Here is an 18,302-nt window from a genome sequence, read left to right on the forward strand (position 1 = left end):
GGCGAGCTCGGGGACCGGGGCGACCCGACCGAACGGCCCGGCCCGCGCGAAGCGGACCGGGCCGGGGAGGTCAGAACGAGATCGAGGTGTCGATGAACTCGTTCGTGTACAGGTCCTCCGCGGTCTCACCCGCGGCGGGCGGGGTGCCGAGGTCGGAGTAGACCTTGCTGGCCTTGGTGTAGAAGTCCGCGAAGCGGGTGTCGTCGAAGTTGCCGTAGGTGGAGTCGGGGCCGTTGCCCACCAGGCCCAGGTCGACCTGGGTCTTGACGGAGTAGTCGGCGACGCCCTGCGTGTAGGTCCAGCCGGTGGCGTACTCGTCGACGAGCTTCAGCACGAGGTCGTTCGCCGCCGAGGGGTCCTTGTAGTACTCGACGCCGGCCTTCTGCAGCACGGGGACGAGCTTCGACAGGCACGGGGACAGCTCGTCGAACTTGTCGGACTTCACCGACACCGACGACTGGTAGGTCTGCCATCCGGCGTCGTGGATGAGGGCGAAGTCGACCGGCTTGCCCCAGGCCGAGACCTCGTTCTGGTAGACGTACGGCTCGGCCGAAGCGAAGCCCTGCTGCATGTCCTTGCCGCCGGCGGCGACGAAGTTCGAGGGCGTCCCGTCGTACGAGCCGTCGAGGATCGAGGCGTCGGCCAGGCCGGCGCTCTTGAGGTACTCGATGTAGGCCGAGCCGTCGAAGTAGCGCCACACGCCGCCGTTCGACGACAGCGCGCCCTTGACGTCGTCGATCGTCTTGACGTCCGGGTAGGTGGCGGGGTCCCACATGACCATGGTGGGGCTGATGTCGAGGGGAGCGAAGACGGCCTTGGTCGGCGTGGTGGCCGACAGCTGGATCGCCTCGTCGGTGCTGATGTAGCCGAGGGTGATCTTGTCGTCCTGGTACATCTGGGCCGAGACCGTCTGGAAGCCGATCGCGGGACCGCCGGCGCGGATCTCGAGGTTGACGCCGGTGTACTCGCCGTCCGACATCAGCGGGCCGGTGACGGCCTTGGTGTTGGCGTCGATCGTGTAGTCGTCCTTGATCATCTCGTAGAGGTGACCGTGCTCGGCTTCGGGGTTCCAGTCGGTCTGCACGACGACGGTCGCGGGGCAGTCGGCCGAGAGGTCGACGGCGCCGATGGGCATGTCGGTGGCGGGGGCGGCCTGCTCCCCGGCGCTACCGGCGCAGGAGGTGAGGGTGAGGGCGATCGCGAAGGCGCCGGTGACGGCGGTGCCGCGAAGAAGGGTGGAGCGCTGCATGCTGGTTCGCTTTCTGTGACGGGTGGAGCTCTCGGGTGCGGGTGTTCGGGTGCGGGTGTTCGGGTGCGGGTTTTCGGGTACGCCGGATGCCGCTCCCCACCCGTTGCGGAGTGGGGAGCCGTGGCATCCGGAATGCGGGGAGTCGGTCAGAGCGTGCTGTCGTACCAGCGGCCGACGGCCGCCTTCGAGAGCCAGCCGAAGAAGACGAAGAGTGCGACTCCGAGCAGGCACGCGGCGAGGATGGCGGCGAACAGCTCGGCGCTCTGCAGACGCGACTGGTAGTTGGCGATGAGCGAGCCGATACCGGGCTCGCCGCGTCGGAAGAAGTAGTCGCCGACGATCGCGCCGACGACCGACAGGCCGGCCGAGGTGCGCATTCCGACGAACATCGAGGGGAGCGCGGCCGGGAGGGTGAGCTTGGTGAGCACCGTCCACTTGTTGGCCTTCTGCAGGCGGAAGAGCTCGCGCTGGGACTTGTCGACCGACTGCAGGCCGAACAGCGTGTTCGAGACCATCGGGAACAGGGCGATCAGCACGCAGACGATGACGCGGGCGAGGAATTCGTAGCCGAACCAGAATCCGACCAGCGGCACGAGCGCGAGGATGGGGATGCACTGCAGCATCACGGCGTACGCGTAGGTGGAGCGCTCGACCCAGCGGGCGAGCGACATCGCGATCGCCCAGCCGATGCCGAGGACCATGGCGACGATCAGTCCGGTGAGGGCGACGCCGGTCGTCCGGAAGAGCGCGATCCAGATGTCGGCGCCCACCTGCGGGTCGAAGAAGCCGAGGGTGAACATCTCGTGGGGCATGGGCATGAGGAAGCCCTTGCCCGAGGCGCTCAGCCCGATCGAGATGGCGTACCAGACGCCGAGCAGCACCACCAGCACCGCGAACGGCGGCGCGATGACGGCGATGCGAGCCCCGAACCCGCGACGGGCGCCGGTCGCGCGCGGACGCGGTGGCGTGGGTGGAGGAGTGGATGCCGTGGGCGCGGGCGACTCGACGGCGACCGGCTCTGCAGAAGTGGTGCTCATGAGTGTCCTTCCCGAAGGGCGTGGGAGACCTCGCCGACGAGCTTCGCGTACTCCGCGGTGTAGCGGATCTCGGGGTCGCGCGGCATGTCGAAGGGGATCTCGAAGGTGTCGACGAGGTGTCCGGGTCGCCCCGACATCACGACGACCTTGGTGGAGAGGTAGATGGCCTCGGAGACCGAGTGGGTGATGAAGAGACCGCCGAACTTCTGCGCGACGAAGATCTTGATGAGCTCGTCGTTCAGGCGTTCGCGGGTGATCTCGTCGAGTGCGCCGAACGGCTCGTCGAACAGGAACAGTTCGGGGTCGAGGGTCAGAGAGCGCGCGAGCGAGGTGCGCATCTTCATACCCCCCGACATCTGCTTCGGCAGGTGCTTCTCGAAGCCGTTCAGGCCGACGAGGTCGATGGCCCACTTGGCCTTCGGCACGCGCACGCGCTTGGGCTGCCAGTTGAGCTCGGCGAGCAGTTCGACGTTCGACTGCACGTCGCGCCAGGGCAGCAGGGTCGCGTCCTGGAAGACGTAGCCGATGCGGTCGGTGTTCACGGTCGCGGTGCCTTCGCTGGCCGTTTCGAGGCCCGAGGCGATGCGCAGCAGAGTCGACTTGCCGCAGCCCGAGGGGCCGACGACGCTGACGAACTCACCGGGATGGACGGTGAGGTCGACGCCGGAGAGGGCGGTGGTGCCGTTGGGGAATGTCAGGGCGACGTTGCGAAAGTCCAGGATCGGCGCGGTGGGATCCGCGACGGATGCCGGGGCGGGAGAGGCCAAGGTCACGGGGGCGCTCACTTTCCGTTGGGGGCGGGTTACGACGCCGTCGCGGGTGCGGCGGAGCGGGTTCGGACGGGCAGGGCGACGGATGCCGCGGTCTCGGTCGAGACGGTGGTGCGGCTGACGAGTCGGCCGCGGTGGAGGACGACGCGGTCGGCCGACGCGAAGGCGACGGCGTCGCCGAGCGAGTCGGCGCGCACGGCGACGAGGTCGGCGCGGGCGCCCGGCACGGGACCGGCGACGGGCAGGCCCATCACGTCGCGGGCACCGGTCGTGACGGCATCCATCGCCGCCTCGGGTGCCAGGTGACCGGCCGAGACGAGCAGCGAGGCGGTCTCGAGGTGGTCGCAGCGGCCCACGGGGTTGAAGGGGTCGCGCACGTTGTCGGCACCGGCCGCGACGCGCACGCCGGCGGCGCGGAGGCGGCCGAGGGGCGCGATCCCGCGGGGCACCGCGTGCGCGGCATCCCATCCCTGCAGGTACAGGTTGGTGATGGGCAGGGCGATCACGCCGATGTCGGCGGCGCGGATCTCGTCGGCGAGCAGAGCGAGGTCGGCGGCGGGCATCATGCTCAGGCGGACGCAGTGACCGGCCGTGCGGGGGCGGTGCCACCCGGTGACGGCGCGGGCGTACGCGGCGAGGGTGTCGGCTCCGGCGAGGCTCTCGTCGGTGTGCAGGTCGAGGCCCACGTCGCGGCGGCGCGCGAGGGCGATGAGGCGCTCGAGGTCGGCGAGGGGGTCGTCGGCGAGGTGGGGCGCTCCGCCGACGAGGTCGACGCCCGCGTCGAGCGCGGCGTCGAACACCGCGTCGGGCACGGTGGGGCCGCCGAGGGCGACGAGCTCGATGTCCATCAGGCCCTCGAGCTCGTCGCGCAGGCGCACCAGGGCCCGCACGCCGATGAGGGGGTCGGAGCCGTGCAGCAGATCGACGTGGGTGCGGATCGACGTGATCCCGGATGCCAGCATCCGCAGTGCCGTCGACCGGGCCCGACCGAGCGTCTCGTCTTCGTCGAGGGTGACGGCGAAGGCCTGCCAGCTCTCGATGGCACGCACGAGGTCGCCGAACGGGGGCTGGATGGCGTCCCACGACTGCGACTTGTCGAGGTGGGCGTGCGGCTCGGCGCCCGCCGCGGTGACGAGGTACCCGGTGAGGTCGAGCGTCTCGCCGTCGGTGTCGGGGAGGGGGCTTCCGGCCGGCACGACCGCGAGCACCTCGTCGCCGTCGAGCGCGATGTCGACGACGGCGCCCGAGGTCAGGCGCACGCCGCGCAGCGCGGCGATCGAGACGGGTGGAACGGCAGACACGGGGTCCTCCGGGGAGTCGGGCAGACAGACGTCGAGACAGGGGCCACGGCATCGGGGCGGGCCACCGGGAGTGGCCGGCCAGTGTTGGTGTGACCAACATCCGGCGATGTTCCGATGCTAGGAACCGCGCGTTTCCGCTGTATTTCCTGGGCGTGACCCTCGTGACAAACCTTGCGCGCAGCCGTGTCGGCGCGGCGAATGCCCGTCCTGCTCCTACAGCTCCAGCGTGATCCGCCCGCACGCCGCCCGTGACACGCACACCATCATCGACCGGTTGGCATCCTGTTCCTCCGGCGAGAGGACGGAGTCGCGATGCTCCACCTCGCCGTCGACGACGGCGACCTCGCAGGTGCCGCACGTGCCCACCCGGCAGCTCGACGGGACGACCGCGCCGTACTCCTCCACCACGTCGAGGATCGATCGCTCCGGGGGCACGGTCACGGTGAGGCCCGACATCATCAGGTCGACCTCGAACGGCTCGGCCCACACCGGCGGGCCGAGCACCTTCGCCTCGAACCGCTCGACGTGCAGGCTCCCGCGCGGCCACCCCGCCATCGCGGCATCCAGGGACTCCAGAAGGCGCGCGGGTCCGCACGAGTAGACGACGGTGCGTGAGACGGGGGTGCCGAAGTACTCCGCGAGGTCGAGCCGGCGCCCCTCGTCGGCGGCGTACACCTCGACGCGGTCGCCGTACTGCGCGACCAACTCGTCGACGAAGGCCATGGTGCGCCGCGACCGGCCGGCGTACAGCAGCGTCCAGGCCGCCCCGGCGGTCTCGGCTGCCTCGATCATCGGGACGATCGGGGTGATGCCGATGCCCCCGGCGACGAACACGTACGCGCGGCCGGCGGTGGGGGCGAACAAGAAGTGGTTGGCGGGACCGCGCACGCGAAGCGGTGCACCGACGTGCGCGTTCTCGTGCAGCCACACCGAGCCCTCGCGTTCGCGGAGCACCCCGATGCGCCACGTGCCCCGCTCGGTCGGCGACCCGCAGAGCGAATACTGCCGCTCGACACCGTCGGGCAGCACGACGTCGATGTGCGCGCCGGGCGACCAGTGCGGCAGCGTGCCACCCGTGCGCTCCAGGTCGAGCACGACCACGCCCTCCGCCGCATCGCGACGGGCGCGGACGACGGCTTCGAAGCTGACGCCTCCGGTCATGACTCTCCTTCTGCGGTGTCGTCGACACCGCCGCCGTGCACGAGTTCCTTCACGATGAGCAACCGATACGGCAGCCCGCCCGGCGAGTGCCACCGGTGCGGGGTCCCCGAGCGGCAGTAGACCGAGTCGCCGACCCGCAGGGTGCGCTCGCCGAAGTCGCCGAACGAGATCACCACCGACCCTTCGAGCACGGTGAGGAACTCGTCCTCGTCGTGCACGTAGTGGTCTCCCGGGTCGGGGTTGGCGCCGGTGAACTCGAGGGGTTCGAAGCGTCGGGGGCCCTCCGCGAGCAGACGCGCGGTGCCTTCCGCGTAGGGGCCGATCACGCCCTCGTCGGCGCCGACGAACGAGGGGTGCGCGTCGTGGTCGGGGCGGGGCGGCTCCGAGGCGGCGATGAGTTCGACCCGGCTGGTGCCGAGCGCTCGCGCGAGTCGTTCGAGGCTCGCCATGCTGGGCCGCGCGAGACCGCGTTCGAGCTGGCTGAGGAAGGGATGCGACAGCGTCGCCGCCTCGGCCAGCTGCGTCAGCGTGAGTCCGCGCGCTTTGCGCAGTCCGCGCAGGTGCGCGCCGAGCCGTTCGTCGCCGGTGGGGGTTTTCTCGGCGGGGATCGCGGGAGCCATGGTCGTCATCGTCCCACCCTCTCGAACAGCCGGGCGACGACCTCGTCCTCGTCGGCGGTGACCAGTCGGCCGCCGGCGACGACGACACGGCCACCGACGACGACGTCGCGCGGACGCCGGCCGGGTGCGGCCCACAGCAGTCCCGCCACGGCATCCGCGACTCCGGCGTCGGCGACCCCCGAGACGTCCCAGAGGCACAGGTCGGCCGCGGATCCCGGGGTGAGCCGCCCGAGCTCGGGGCGGCCGAGCCCGTCGGCCGAGCCGGCCGTGGCCATCGCGAGCACGTCCGCGGCGGGCAGCTGGGGCCCGACGAGCGCCGAGACCTGCATCGCCAGGCGGGCGTCGGCGAGCAGATGCCCCGCGTCGTTGCTCCCGCCGCCGCTCGTGCCGAGCCCGACGGAGATCCCGGCGTCGAGCAGTCGTCGCACGGGGGCGACGCCCCACCCCATCGGCACGTCGCAGCCGGGTGCGTGGGTGGCGGAGGCCCCGGATGCCGCGATCCGGGCGATCTCGTCGTCCGACACGTCGCACAGGTGGGCGAGGGTCACGTCGGCGTCGAGCCAGCCCCACTCCTCGAGAAGGTCGAGCGGGCGGGCACCGTAGCGCTCGAGGGCGATGGCGACGTCGACGACCTCGTTCGCCTGCGTGCGGCGGCGCAGACCGTGCACGCGGGCGACCTCGCCGAGCGCGTCGAACGTCTCACGGGGATCGCTGTGCACTCCGGCCGGGCCCACGGCGACCTGCAGCGCACCGTCGGCGCTGATGCCGCCGGGCGCCCCGGGAACGAGGGCGCGCACGATCGCGTCGGCCGAGGCCGCCGCCTCGGCGGGATCGTCGCGCGCGGCACCGCGCACGAACACGAGTCGGGCGCCGAGGTCGCGGGCCGCGGCGCCCGCCGCGCGCGCCATGCCGACGGTGTCGGCGCCGCTCGGCCAGGTCAGGTGGTGGTCGGCGACCGTGGTCACCCCGCTCAGCAGGGCTTCGGCGAGCCCCGCCCGGGCGGCGAGCCCGGTGAGCTCGGGGTCGACGCCGGCGGCGGAGTACGCCGCGGCCATCGCCGGCAACCAGTCGCGCATGGGGATGCCGCGGGTGCCGGGCAGCGTGCGGAACGCCGTCTGCAGGAGGTGGTGGTGCGCGTTGACCAGCCCGGCGGTCACGACGCACCCGGTGGCGTCGATCACGGTCGCCCCCGAAAGATCGGCCGAGGCGACGATCGTGCCGTCGACGCTCACGACGTCGCCGGTGTGCACGCGCCCCGTCCCGTCGACGACGGCGACCGCGCCGCGCACGACGAGCACGCTCATGCGCTCCTCACCGCGCACGATGCGTCGAGGTCCATCCCGTGCAGGCGGGGGCCGCGCCGGTCGCGCAGCGGACGGGCGTCGGCGGCGTTGCGGGATGCCACGATCTCAGCGATCACCGAGAGCGCCGTCTCTTCGGGGGTGACGCCGCCCAGGTCGAGGCCCAGGGGGGAGTGCAGGCGGGCGAGCTCGGCATCCGTGACCCCCGCCGCGCGCAGGAGCTTCGCGCGGCGCGCGACGGTGGCCCGCGCCCCCATCGCGCCCACGAACCCCACGGGCAGACGCAGCGCCGCGCGAAGCGCCGGCACGTCGAGCCGTTCGTCGTGCGTCAGCACGCAGACCGCCGTGCGCGCGTCGGGTTCGTCGAGGGTGGCGAGGTAGTCGTGGGGGGCCGCGACGACCAGCTCGGTCGCGTCGGGGAAGCGTTCGTGCGTCACCAGCAGCGCCCAGTCGTCGCACACGGTCACCGCGAATCCGGCGGCGGCCCCCAGTCGGCAGAGCGCCGCGGCGTGCTCACCCGCGCCCAGCACGATGAGCCGGGGCGGTGCCGGGCGGTGCAGCACGAGGGCCTCGCCGTCGAGGTCGAGGCGCAGGGTCGCCGCGCGGCCGGTGCGCGCGTCGTCGAGGGCGGCGCGCGTGGCGTCCGCGTCGATCCGGTACGCCACGACGTCGACCGCACCCCCGCAGGCGAGCCCCGCGGCGATGGGGGTGACCGTGCCGTCGTCGCCGAAACCGAACCGCGCGCGGCGCACGGTGCCGGTGCGCAGGGCATCGAGCCCGAGCATCACGGCGTCGCTCTCGACGCAGCCTCCCGAGATCGATCCGATCACGCGGGCGTCGCGGGTCACGGCGAGAGTGGCCCCCACCCCGCGCGGTGCGCTGCGCACGACGGCGGTCACGGTGACCGCCGCGACGGGCACTCCCGCGTCGAGCAGGGGCACCAGGTCGGCGGCCAGTTCGAGCATGGACGCGACGGTAGTCGGGGCGTGTTTCGCGCACGCTACGCTGTCGTGACCATGCCCGCCGACCCCCTCGTGCCCCCGTGCGGACTCGTCCTCGCCGCGGGCGCCGGGCGTCGTTTCGGTGGTCCCAAGGCCCTCGCCCGCACCCCCGCCGGCGTCCCCTGGATCGCGATCGCCGTGCGGGCTCTGCGCGCGGGCGGGTGCGGCGACGTCCTCGTCGTCGTGGGCGCGGCCGCCGATGAGGCGGCCCTCCTGGTGCCCGCCGAGGCGACGGTGGTGAGCGTCGCCGACTGGCGGACGGGGGTGGCCACGTCGCTGCGCGCGGGCCTCGAGGCTGCGGCATCCGGACCCGCATCCGCCGTCGTCGTGCTGCCGGTCGACACCCCCGACGTCGTCCCGGCCGCGATCGCCCGCCTCGTCCGGCGGGCGGCTCCCGACGCCCTCGCCCAGGCGGCGTACACCGGCGAGCCGGGGCATCCCGTGCTCATCGGGCGAGCGCACTGGGCGGCCGTGGGGGCGTCGGTGCGGGGCGATGTCGGGGCGCGGCCCTACCTGATCGCTCAGGAGGCGGAGTTCGTCGAATGCGGCGATCTGTGGTCGGGCGCCGACCGCGACGAGCGCTGAGTCACGGTCTGATCACGGCCACGGGGAATTTTGACGTGCCTCTAGACAAAACCCCCCTCGATGGATAATTTTTCGGAGCCGTCATAATTCGACGGACCAGAGTGCCGGGACGACGACGTACCCGATCCGACGCCGGGGAGGGCGCGGGTGCCGACCACGAGGTCCCTGCTGTTCAGAGAGGAACGCAGATCACATGCTGAAGAAAATCCTGACCGGTGCGGCTATCGCCGCACTCGCCGTCGGCCTCGGAGCGTGCAGCTCCACCCGTCCGGCCGACGGAGGCGGCGACGCCGCCGGCGGTGGCTCGACCGAGTGCAACGTGGGCATCGCGATGCCGACCCGCAGCCTCGAGCGCTGGATCAACGACGGTGAGCAGCTGCAGAAGAAGCTCACCGACGCCGGGTGCACCGTCGACCTGCAGTACGCCGACAACAAGACCGACCAGCAGATCAGCCAGATCCAGAACCAGATCTCGGGGGGCGCGAAGATCCTCGTGATCGCCGCGATCGACGGCTCGACGCTCGGCCCGGTGCTGCAGGAGGCCAAGTCGCAGAACGCCACGGTCATCGCCTACGACCGCCTGATCAACGGCAGCGAGAACGTCGACTACTACGCCACCTTCGACAACTACAAGGTCGGCACCCTGCAGGGCCAGTACATCGAAGAGCAGCTGGGTCTGAAGGACGGCAAGGGCCCCTTCAACCTCGAGCCCTTCGCCGGCAGCCCCGATGACAACAACGCCAAGTTCTTCTTCGCCGGCGCGTGGGACGTCCTGCAGCCGTACGTCGAGAAGGGCCAGCTGGTCGTCCCCAGCGGCAAGTCGCCCGCCAACGACGACGCGTGGGCGTCGATCGGCATCCAGGGTTGGGCATCCGACAAGGCGCAGTCCGAGATGGACAACCGCCTCTCGTCGTTCTACGGGGACGGCAAGAAGGTCAACGTGGTGCTCTCGCCCAACGACAGCCTCGCCATCGGTATCGAGGCGTCGCTGAAGTCGGCCGGCTACACCCCCGGTGCCGACTACCCGATCATCACGGGTCAGGATGCCGACAAGGCCAACGTCAAGGCGATCCTCGACGGCGCGCAGTCGATGACGGTCTGGAAGGACACCCGCGCCCTCGGCGACCGCGTGTTCACGATGGTGCAGGAGATCAAGGACGGCAAGACCGTCGAGGTCAACGACGAGAAGACCTACGACAACGGCAAGAAGGTCGTCCCCTCGTACCTGCTGACCCCCGAGGTCGTCGTCAAGGACGACGTGCAGACGAAGCTCATCGACTCGGGCTTCCTGAAGGCGTCCGACGTCGGACTCTGATCGATCACCGACGGGGCGGGCTCGCCCGCCCCGTCCTCTTCTCGCGGCGGGGCGGCTCAGCCCGCCCCGCCGCTCGATCCTTCACCGCCCGGTGGAGGGCATCGGTCGCCTCCGGCGACGATCACACGAGTCGCTTCGGCGGCCCACTTTTGCGTCGCCCCCGGCGACGGTGAAGGGACGACACACACCATGACCGAACCGATCCTGCGCATGGCGGGGATCTCGAAGTCCTTCAACGGGGTTCCGGCTCTCGCCGACGTGTCGATCGACGTGCACCGCGGAGAGGTGCACGCCATCTGCGGCGAGAACGGCGCCGGCAAGTCCACCCTCATGAAGGTGCTCAGCGGGGTCTACCCGGCCGGCAGCTTCGAGGGGAGCATCACCCTCGAGGGTGAGCAGATGGCGTTCCGCTCGATCAACGACAGCGAGGCCGCGGGCATCGTCATCATCCACCAGGAGTTGGCGCTCAGCCCCTACCTCTCGATCGCCGAGAACATCTTCCTCGGCAACGAGAAGGCCCGCCGCGGCGTCATCGACTGGAACGCCACGAACACCGCGGCCGCGGAGCTGCTCAAGCGCGTGGGGCTGCGCGAGAACCCCGCCACCAAGATCTACGAGATCGGCGTCGGCAAGCAGCAGCTCGTCGAGATCGCCAAGGCCCTGGCCAAAGAGGTGAAGCTCCTCATCCTCGACGAGCCCACCGCCGCGCTGAACGACGACGACTCCGCCCACCTGCTCGATCTGATCGACCAGCTGCGCGACCAGGGCATCACCTGCATCATCATCAGCCACAAGCTGAAGGAGGTGCTGCGCATCTCGGACCGCATCACGATCATCCGCGACGGCCGCACCATCGAGACGATGCACCGCACCGACGCCGACACCGACGAGGGGCGCATCATCCGCGCCATGGTCGGCCGCGATCTGAACAGCCTGTTCCCCCCTCGCGAACCCGACATCGGCGAAGAACTCTTCCGCGTCGAGAACTGGACCGTGCACCACCCGGTCGACACCGAGCGCGTGGTCATCGACGACGCCTCGTTCATGGTGCGCGCGGGCGAGATCGTCGGTTTCGCGGGCCTCATGGGCGCCGGTCGCACCGAGCTCGCCATGAGCATCTTCGGCCGCATGTACGGCACGGGCATCTCGGGCGAGGTCTACAAGAACGGCCAGCAGATCGACGTGCGCACGGTCGACGCGGCCATCAAGCACGGCATCGCCTACGCCACCGAGGACCGCAAGAAGTACGGTCTCAACCTCATCGGCGACATCCAGGTCAACGTCTCGGCATCCGCCCTCTCGCGCCTCGCCCGCCTGGGCGTGGTCGACCGCTACCGCGAGTACAAGGTCGCCGATTCGTACCGCTACAAGATGAACATCAAAGCCCCCAGCGTCGCGGCGATCACCGGACGGCTGTCCGGCGGGAACCAGCAGAAGGTCGTGCTGTCGAAGTGGATGTTCACCGGTCCCGACGTGCTGATCCTCGACGAGCCGACCCGCGGCATCGACGTCGGGGCGAAGTACGAGATCTACGGCATCATCAACGAACTCGCGGCCCAGGGTAAGGCCGTCATCGTCATCTCGTCGGAGCTGCCCGAGGTCATCGGCCTCTCCGACCGCATCTACACGATCTCCGAGGGACGCATCACGGCAGAGGTCAGCCGCGACGACGCCACGCAGGAGACCCTCATGCGGCACATGACCGCCGGAAGGAACTGAAAGACATGGCCACCGCATCCACCCAGACGGTCGAGGCGCCCACGCAGCCGGGACCGCGCCGCCGCGGCATCCTGTCGCGCATCAACTTCCGGCAGTTCGGCATCCTCGCCGCCCTGGTCATCATCATCGTGCTGTTCCAGGTGCTGACCGGCGGCCGACTGCTCATGCCCGGAAACGTCAACAACCTCATCCAGCAGAACGCCTACGTGCTGATCCTCGCGATCGGCATGGTGATGGTGATCATCGCGGGGCACATCGACCTGTCGGTCGGCTCGGTGGTCGCCATGGTCGGAGCGATCGCGGCGATCTCGATGAACTCGTGGGGGCTGCCCTGGTGGGCCGCCGTCATCCTCTCGCTCGCGGTCGGCGCGGTCGTCGGGGCGTGGCAGGGCTTCTGGGTGGCGTTCGTCGGCATCCCGGCGTTCATCGTCACCCTGGCGGGCATGCTGTTGTTCCGAGGTCTCACCCTGGTGCTGCTCACCGGTGGCACGATCGCGGGTCTGCCCGACGGCTTCACCGCCATCGGTGCCGGCTGGCTGCCCCCGGTGCTCGGCTACATCGGCAACTGGGACTCGCTGACCGTCGTGCTGGGTCTCGTCGCCGTCGTGGCGCTCATCGCCCAGCAGCTGCGCACCCGCGCGACGCTCCGTCGCCTCGAGCTGCCCCGTGAGGTCGCGTGGTCGTTCTGGCTGAAGAACCTCATCGCCGCGGTCGCGATCATGGCGATCGCCCTGACGCTCGCCACCTACAACGGCACGCCGATCGTTCTGATCATCCTCGCGGTGCTCGTCCTGGCGTACACGTTCGTGCTCAACCGCACGACCTTCGGCCGCCACGTGTACGCGATGGGCGGCAACCTGTTCGCCGCCGTGATGAGCGGTGTGAAGACGAAGTGGGTCAACTTCTTCATCTTCGTCAACATGGGCGTGCTCGCCGGTCTCGCGGCGGTCGTGAGCACCGCGCGCGCCGGCAGTGCCGTGGCGTCCGCCGGTCAGAACTACGAGCTGGATGCCATCGCCGCGGTCTTCATCGGCGGCGCCGCCGTCCAGGGCGGCATCGGCACCGTGGTCGGTGCGGTCGTCGGTGGACTGGTGATGGGCGTGCTGAACATGGGGCTGTCGATCCTCAGTGTCGACGCCGCCTGGCAGATGGCCATCAAGGGCATCGTGCTGCTGCTGGCCGTCGCGTTCGACATCTTCAACAAGCGGCGCAACGGCGGTGTCTGACCGGATGGGGAGCGTGGCCCCGGGGCCCGCTCCCCATCCGCGTCCCGGGGCCGCGGCGTCGGCCGTCGGCCCCGCCCCCGTCCTTCTCGACGGCTGCGCGTACCGTCCGTTCCTGCGCGATGGGATGATGGGGGAGGTGCCCCTCTCATGACCCCTGCCGTGTTCGAGCCCGCAACGCCGCTCGCACCCCCGGTCGGTCGTACCACCAACGACCTGATCCGCCAGCAGAACCTCGCGTCGGTGCTGTCGTTGCTCCATTCCCGGGGAGCGCTCTCACGCGCGCAGCTGGGCGCGACGACGGGACTCAACCGCTCCACCGTGACGGGTCTGGTCATGGAGCTCACCGAGCTGGGCCTCGTGCGCGAGGCGGCCAGCACCGAGCGCACCGGCAAGGTCGGGCGCCCGACCCTCGACCTCGAGCCCGAAGACCACGTCGCCGCCCTCAGCGTGCGGGCCGAACCCCACGCCGTCACCGTCGCCCTGGTCGGGCTGGGCGGGGTGGTGCACGCGCGACTGCGCCACGACACGGCCAGTGCGCCGTCGCCGCGCCGGTTCGTGCAGATCGTCGCCTCGTCGGTCGAAGCCATGCGGGCCGACATCGACCGGCACTACCGGGTGGTGGGTGCGGGCCTCGCGGTGCCCGGACTCGTCAACGCCAACGGCTCGGTGCTCGTCTCGCCCACCCTGGGATGGAAGCGCGACCCCGTGTCGGCGCGCCTGAGCGACGAGCTCGGCATGCCGGTGGCCGCCGGCAACGACGCGAGCATCGGCGCTCTCGCCGAGTCGCGCTTCGGTGTCGGCGTCGGTGTCGGCAACCTGCTCTACCTGGGCGGGGCGATGCACAGCATCGGCGGCGGTCTCATCATCGACGGCACCCTTCTGCGCGGTACCTCGGGCTACGCCGGCGAGCTGGGGCACACCGTCGTCGACCCCCGTGGACGCGCCTGCGTGTGCGGACGCCGGGGATGCCTCGAGGCCGAGGTGAGCCTCGACCTGCTCGAGCCCCTACTCGGTCGGCGCAAGCTCGACGAAGACGAACTCGACGTCGAGCTGGGCGTGGCCCGCAACCCTAGGGTGATGGCGGAGGTGACGCGCCAGGTCGAGGTGCTCTCGATCGCGCTGACCAACTTCGTCAACGCCTTCAGCCCCGAGACGGTCGTTCTGTCGGGCTACCTCGGCGCCCTGCTCTCGGTCAGCCGCGAACGACTGGCCGATGCGGTGCGCGTGCATCCCCTCGGCGCCGAGGGGCGCACGATCCGCCTCGAACGGGCGCACCTGCGCTCGCGCCTCATGCTCGTCGGCCCCGCCGAGCTCGCCTTCGCCGACCTGCTGTCGAACCCCGGCGGGTTCCGCGGCTGAGGGCGGCGGGCTTCAGGGTCCGGATGCCGTGACCCCGCACGCCCCCGCGGTCGCCGTCGCCGCCGGTCGGTCGCTCAGGACTCCAGGGCGTCGCGGTAGGCGTCGAGCGTGCGCGTCGCCATCCACCGCCACGAGAACATCTCGGCGCGCGCGACCCCGCGCTCCCGCAGCGTCTGTGCGAGCGCGGGGTCGGTGAGGACCCGGGCCACGGCATCGCGCATCCCGGCGGTGCTCGTGGGGTCGAAGTAGATCGCGGCGTCGCCGTAGACCTCGGGCAGGCACGTCGCATCGCTGCTGACCACGGCGCACCCGTGGCGCATCGCCTCGAGACCCGGCAGTCCGAACCCCTCGAAGAACGACGGGAACGCGTACACCGCCGCCGCCTCGTACAGCCCGCGCAATTGCGCGTCGGTGACGAAACCGGCGAAGTGCACGGCGCCCCGCTCCTGCTCGTCGAGTTCCCGGATCAGGCGCGCCCCGTCGTCGTCGATCTTTCCGGCGACGACGAGGCCGATCTCTTCGCCGGCGTCGCGCAGGTGCACGACCGCGCGGATGAGCCGTTTGAGGTTCTTGTACGGCTCCTGCCGGCCGACGTACAGCACGAAGCGCGGGAACGGCGTCTCGACCGGGATCGCGGCATCCGCGATCACATCGGCCGCGGGCGAGGTGACGTACAGGCTCGACGCGCGCACGCGGGTGTGGGCGACGAGGTCGCGGCCCCCGTGCGCGCTGATGACGAGGTTCACGCGGGAGCGGTGCGCGGTGACCACGAACGCCCCCGCGCCGATGACGCGCTTCACGGCAGAGACGGCCCAGTGCTTCTTGCGGTTGCGCACCTTCAGCAGCGTCATGTCGAGAAAGGTCGTCACGCGGCGCACGCCCAGGTAGAGCGGCTGCTGCGGCATCGCGAAGTGCACCAGATCGGGGCGGAGCGCCCGGAGCTCGCGCCCGAACGAGGTCTGCTCGCGCCACGAGAAGTACGGGGTCTCGGTGGCGACCTTCCCGAAGAGCGGACTGGTCGGCGTCCAGTCGTCGAACCGGTCGCGGGGGAGCACGATCGTGTAGCGGTGCGCGGTGTCGATCTGCTCGAGGTGCGCGATGAGGTTGCGCGTGTAGCGCCCGGTGGAGGTGAACATCGAACGGGCGTCGATCACGATGTGCGGCGGGGATGTGGGCACGGAGTCCTCTTCTCGGGCGGGGTCCGCCGCCGAGTATGACCGCCTCCGGCGCCGGGGTTCTCGGCGGTCGGCGCGAGCCGCGACGAGGCGCTGGGGGTGAGGCGACGGGTGAGGTTCGCCTCCGGAGCCGCCCGTCGCCGCCACCGGCGGGGGATGCCGTCGAGCCGGTTGGTACGTTCCCCGGGACACCCGTCTCTCCCCGCGTCGCCCGTCCGGGCGCCCGAGGTCGCCCGTCGAGAGCGGGACCGGAGGAGAACCGTGCGGATCGTCAGTCTCATGGCCCACGTGCCGTACCCCGGCATCCCCCACGCGGGCGGACAGTACGTGCTGTCGCACCTCCGGGGCCTGCGCGCCCTCGGTCACGAGGTCACTGTGGTCGCGCCCGACTGGCGGGGCAACGACGAGGGAGCCCGGCGCCTGCGGGAGGCGATGGACGTCACGGTCCTGGTCTGCCCGCCGCGTTCCTCCGGCCGTCTCGCGGCGTGGCTCGACACGCAGCAGATCCGGCTGTTCCCCGTGCGGCCGCCGCTGCGGTTCCGGCGGGCGATCCTCCGCGCGGGCGCCGTGCGAGACGCGGCGGCGCACGCCGACCTCGTCGAAGCGCACTGGAGCGAGATGGGATGGATCGCCCGGGCGCTTCCCACCGGCCCGCGCGCCCGTCGCGTGGTCGTGGCGCAGGACCTGATCGTCCAGACCTACGAGCGGATCTTCGCCACGACGCGTCGATGGACGGCGGCGCGGCTGCTCGGCCGGTGGCGGAACCACAGCGTCGCGCGCGACGAGGGGCGGCTGTACCGCGACATGGATGCCGTGGTCGTCTTCAGCGGCAAGGACGCCGGCTACGCGCGGCGCCTGGGGGTCGCGGCCGACGACGTCGTGGTCCTGCGGCCGCCGTTCTCGCCGGACGGCGGCGAGGTGGCGACCGCCGACGGACCGCCGGCCGGGGTCGCGACGGTGCTGTTCGTGGGGGCGTTCTTCCGCGACGTCAACGTCGAGGCGGCCGACTGGCTGATCGACGAGATCATCCCGCGCGTGCGGGTGGCGCGGGCCGATGTGCGGTTCGTGCTCGCGGGCGCGGGGCCCACGGCGCGCATGATCGCCGCGGCGCAGACCGACCCGCTGCTCGAGGTGACCGGGGAGGTCGAGTCGCTCGACCCGGCCTATCGGGCTGCCACGGCCGTCGTCGTCCCGCTGCGCATGGGCGCCGGGCTGAAGTTCAAGACGGTGGAGGCGTTGATGCGGGGGATCCCGGTGGTGTCCACGACCGTGGGCGCGGAAGGACTGGTCGGCGAGGGGGAGACGGGTGGTCTCGTGGTCGCCGACGACACCGGGGCGATCGCGCGCGCACTCCTCGCGATCCTCGCCGATCCTCGTCGGGCCTGGAGCGATGCCACCGCGACGAGGGAGTGGGCGCGATCGGTCTTCTCGGCCGAGACTTATCCGTCGCGACTCGAGGACGCCCTGTTCGGACGGGGGGACGAGCGATGACGTCGGCGGTCGTCATCCCGAACTGGAACGGCCGGGAGGATCTCGCCGCGTGCCTCGACTCGCTCGGGGCGCAGACCATGACGGCGGAGGTGATCGTCGTCGAGAACGGCTCGACGGACGGATCGGTCGAGATGATCCGCTCGTCGTACCCCGGCGTCACCCTGCTCGTGCAGCCCGTGAACCTCGGCTTCGCCGGAGGCGTGAACGTCGGTCTGCGCTACGCCCTGCACCGGGGCCACGAGCACATCGCGCTGCTCAACAACGACGCCGTGGTCGAGAAGACCTGGCTCGCCGAGCTCGTCGCCATCATGCGCAGCGGGGACGATCTCGGCATGGTGGCGAGCAAGTTCGTGACCCTCGACGGCCGCCGCATCGACAGCACCGGCGAGTGCTACTCGACCTGGGGCCTGCCCTACCCGCGGGGGCGCGACGAAGAGGACCTCGACGCGTACGACGATGCGGTCGACATCTTCGGGGGCAGCGGCGGATCGACCCTCTATCGCGCCGCGATGCTGCGCGACGTCGGACTGTTCGATGAGGACTTCTTCGCCTATTTCGAAGACATCGACCTCAGCTGGCGGGCGCAGCTGCGGGGATGGCGCGTGCAACTCGCGCCCCGGGCCGTCGCCTACCACCGGATCGGAGCGACGAGCGGCCGCATCCCGGGCTTCACCACCCACCAGACGCTCAAGAACCTCTTCTGGGTCATGACCAAGAACGTCCCCTCGCGTTTCCTGCCGGTGGTGTTCCCGCGCCTCGCGCTCTCGTACTCGTTCACGTTCGTGCGCGCCGTGCTGCGCGGGCAGGGGGGCACGGCCGTGAAGGCCGTCGGGATCGCCGCGGTCAAGATGCCCCGCAAGCTGCGCGAGCGTCGGGCGATCCAGCGGGGCCGACGCATCGACGACGCCGCCGTGGCGGCGCTGTTCACCTGGGATCTGCCCCCGGCCTCGGCCAACCTGCGGCGGTTGCGCGCCGCGGTGCGGCGCTCCTGA

The 18,302-nt window shown here is 71.0% G+C and carries 16 protein-coding genes; 7 read left to right on the forward strand and 9 right to left on the reverse strand.

Annotation, left to right across the window (positions count from 1 at the left end; genetic code table 11):
• Positions 1–70: 70 nt before the first annotated feature.
• From ASF96_RS02040 to ASF96_RS02075, 8 genes are all read right to left on the reverse strand, one after another.
• A complete protein-coding gene (locus tag ASF96_RS02040) occupies positions 71–1,249 on the reverse strand; it encodes a hypothetical protein (protein WP_055832007.1) in 1,179 nt (392 codons plus the stop codon).
• Positions 1,250–1,395: 146 nt separating this feature from the next.
• Positions 1,396–2,286: an ABC transporter permease gene (locus ASF96_RS02045; protein ID WP_055935482.1), complete on the reverse strand. Its 891-nt coding sequence runs from the start codon at positions 2,284–2,286 to the stop codon at positions 1,396–1,398.
• Complete coding sequence (locus tag ASF96_RS02050; RefSeq protein WP_055832004.1) at positions 2,283–3,059, reverse strand: ABC transporter ATP-binding protein; 777 nt, start codon at positions 3,057–3,059, stop codon at positions 2,283–2,285. The genes ASF96_RS02045 and ASF96_RS02050 overlap by 4 nt, the downstream gene beginning before the upstream one ends.
• A 29-nt stretch (positions 3,060–3,088) precedes the next feature.
• Positions 3,089–4,357 carry an amidohydrolase family protein gene (locus ASF96_RS02055; RefSeq protein ID WP_055832001.1) on the reverse strand — a complete coding sequence of 423 codons (1,269 nt, stop codon included), beginning with the start codon at positions 4,355–4,357 and terminating at the stop codon, positions 3,089–3,091.
• Between the two features lie 213 nt (positions 4,358–4,570).
• Entirely contained in the window at positions 4,571–5,518 is a 948-nt protein-coding gene (locus ASF96_RS02060) for a PDR/VanB family oxidoreductase (protein ID WP_055935484.1), read from the reverse strand.
• Positions 5,515–6,147, reverse strand: a complete 633-nt coding sequence (locus ASF96_RS02065; RefSeq protein WP_055935486.1) for an XRE family transcriptional regulator — start codon at positions 6,145–6,147, stop codon at positions 5,515–5,517. Before ASF96_RS02065 ends, ASF96_RS02060 begins: the two co-directional genes overlap by 4 nt.
• The gene (locus tag ASF96_RS02070; protein ID WP_082509400.1) at positions 6,144–7,442 is read right to left on the reverse strand and encodes an amidohydrolase family protein; all 1,299 of its coding nucleotides are present in this window, start codon (positions 7,440–7,442) and stop codon (positions 6,144–6,146) included. The genes ASF96_RS02065 and ASF96_RS02070 overlap by 4 nt, the downstream gene beginning before the upstream one ends.
• On the reverse strand, positions 7,439–8,404 hold the full coding sequence (locus tag ASF96_RS02075; protein WP_055935488.1) for an XdhC family protein: 966 nt from the start codon (positions 8,402–8,404) through the stop codon (positions 7,439–7,441). Before ASF96_RS02075 ends, ASF96_RS02070 begins: the two co-directional genes overlap by 4 nt.
• Before the next feature lie 51 nt (positions 8,405–8,455).
• On the opposite strand from ASF96_RS02075, the gene ASF96_RS02080 reads away from it, so the two are divergent.
• The 5 genes from ASF96_RS02080 (at position 8,456) to ASF96_RS02100 (ending at position 14,644) form a co-directional block, all read left to right on the forward strand.
• Complete coding sequence (locus tag ASF96_RS02080; protein ID WP_055833085.1) at positions 8,456–9,025, forward strand: nucleotidyltransferase family protein; 570 nt, start codon at positions 8,456–8,458, stop codon at positions 9,023–9,025.
• A 193-nt stretch (positions 9,026–9,218) separates the two neighbouring features.
• A complete protein-coding gene (gene chvE, locus ASF96_RS02085) occupies positions 9,219–10,340 on the forward strand; it encodes a multiple monosaccharide ABC transporter substrate-binding protein (RefSeq protein WP_055831994.1) in 1,122 nt (373 codons plus the stop codon).
• Positions 10,341–10,529: 189 nt separating this feature from the next.
• Entirely contained in the window at positions 10,530–12,059 is a 1,530-nt protein-coding gene (gene mmsA / locus ASF96_RS02090) for a multiple monosaccharide ABC transporter ATP-binding protein (protein WP_055831992.1), read from the forward strand.
• A gap of 5 nt (positions 12,060–12,064) precedes the next feature.
• Positions 12,065–13,285 carry a multiple monosaccharide ABC transporter permease gene (mmsB, locus tag ASF96_RS02095; RefSeq protein WP_055831990.1) on the forward strand — a complete coding sequence of 407 codons (1,221 nt, stop codon included), beginning with the start codon at positions 12,065–12,067 and terminating at the stop codon, positions 13,283–13,285.
• A gap of 147 nt (positions 13,286–13,432) precedes the next feature.
• On the forward strand, positions 13,433–14,644 hold the full coding sequence (locus tag ASF96_RS02100; RefSeq protein ID WP_055935490.1) for an ROK family protein: 1,212 nt from the start codon (positions 13,433–13,435) through the stop codon (positions 14,642–14,644).
• 74 nt (positions 14,645–14,718) lie between these two features.
• On the opposite strand, the gene ASF96_RS02105 is transcribed toward ASF96_RS02100, so the two are convergent.
• The gene (locus ASF96_RS02105; protein ID WP_055935492.1) at positions 14,719–15,822 is read right to left on the reverse strand and encodes a glycosyltransferase family 4 protein; all 1,104 of its coding nucleotides are present in this window, start codon (positions 15,820–15,822) and stop codon (positions 14,719–14,721) included.
• Positions 15,823–16,080: 258 nt separating this feature from the next.
• Between ASF96_RS02105 and ASF96_RS02110 the strand changes: the two genes are divergently transcribed.
• Positions 16,081–17,310 carry a glycosyltransferase family 4 protein gene (locus tag ASF96_RS02110; protein WP_162239382.1) on the forward strand — a complete coding sequence of 410 codons (1,230 nt, stop codon included), beginning with the start codon at positions 16,081–16,083 and terminating at the stop codon, positions 17,308–17,310.
• Positions 17,307–18,302, forward strand: coding sequence for a glycosyltransferase family 2 protein (locus ASF96_RS02115; protein WP_055935495.1), 996 nt, complete (start codon positions 17,307–17,309; stop codon positions 18,300–18,302). The genes ASF96_RS02110 and ASF96_RS02115 overlap by 4 nt, the downstream gene beginning before the upstream one ends.

Source organism: Microbacterium sp. Leaf179, from assembly GCF_001423785.1.
Taxonomy (GTDB): domain Bacteria; phylum Actinomycetota; class Actinomycetes; order Actinomycetales; family Microbacteriaceae; genus Microbacterium.

Excerpts from the sequence above, each read along its gene's own strand:
- chvE (WP_055831994.1), top strand. The coding sequence starts at position 9,219 with ATGCTGAAGAAAATCCTGACCGGTGCGGCTATCGCCGCACTCGCCGTC.
- ASF96_RS02100 (WP_055935490.1), top strand. The coding sequence starts at position 13,433 with ATGACCCCTGCCGTGTTCGAGCCCGCAACGCCGCTCGCACCCCCGGTC.
- mmsB (WP_055831990.1), top strand. The coding sequence starts at position 12,065 with ATGGCCACCGCATCCACCCAGACGGTCGAGGCGCCCACGCAGCCGGGA.
- ASF96_RS02040 (WP_055832007.1), bottom strand. The coding sequence starts at position 1,249 with ATGCAGCGCTCCACCCTTCTTCGCGGCACCGCCGTCACCGGCGCCTTC.
- ASF96_RS02075 (WP_055935488.1), bottom strand. The coding sequence starts at position 8,404 with ATGCTCGAACTGGCCGCCGACCTGGTGCCCCTGCTCGACGCGGGAGTG.
- mmsA (WP_055831992.1), top strand. The coding sequence starts at position 10,530 with ATGACCGAACCGATCCTGCGCATGGCGGGGATCTCGAAGTCCTTCAAC.
- ASF96_RS02080 (WP_055833085.1), top strand. The coding sequence starts at position 8,456 with ATGCCCGCCGACCCCCTCGTGCCCCCGTGCGGACTCGTCCTCGCCGCG.
- ASF96_RS02070 (WP_082509400.1), bottom strand. The coding sequence starts at position 7,442 with ATGAGCGTGCTCGTCGTGCGCGGCGCGGTCGCCGTCGTCGACGGGACG.
- ASF96_RS02115 (WP_055935495.1), top strand. The coding sequence starts at position 17,307 with ATGACGTCGGCGGTCGTCATCCCGAACTGGAACGGCCGGGAGGATCTC.
- ASF96_RS02045 (WP_055935482.1), bottom strand. The coding sequence starts at position 2,286 with ATGAGCACCACTTCTGCAGAGCCGGTCGCCGTCGAGTCGCCCGCGCCC.
- ASF96_RS02060 (WP_055935484.1), bottom strand. The coding sequence starts at position 5,518 with ATGACCGGAGGCGTCAGCTTCGAAGCCGTCGTCCGCGCCCGTCGCGAT.
- ASF96_RS02065 (WP_055935486.1), bottom strand. The coding sequence starts at position 6,147 with ATGACGACCATGGCTCCCGCGATCCCCGCCGAGAAAACCCCCACCGGC.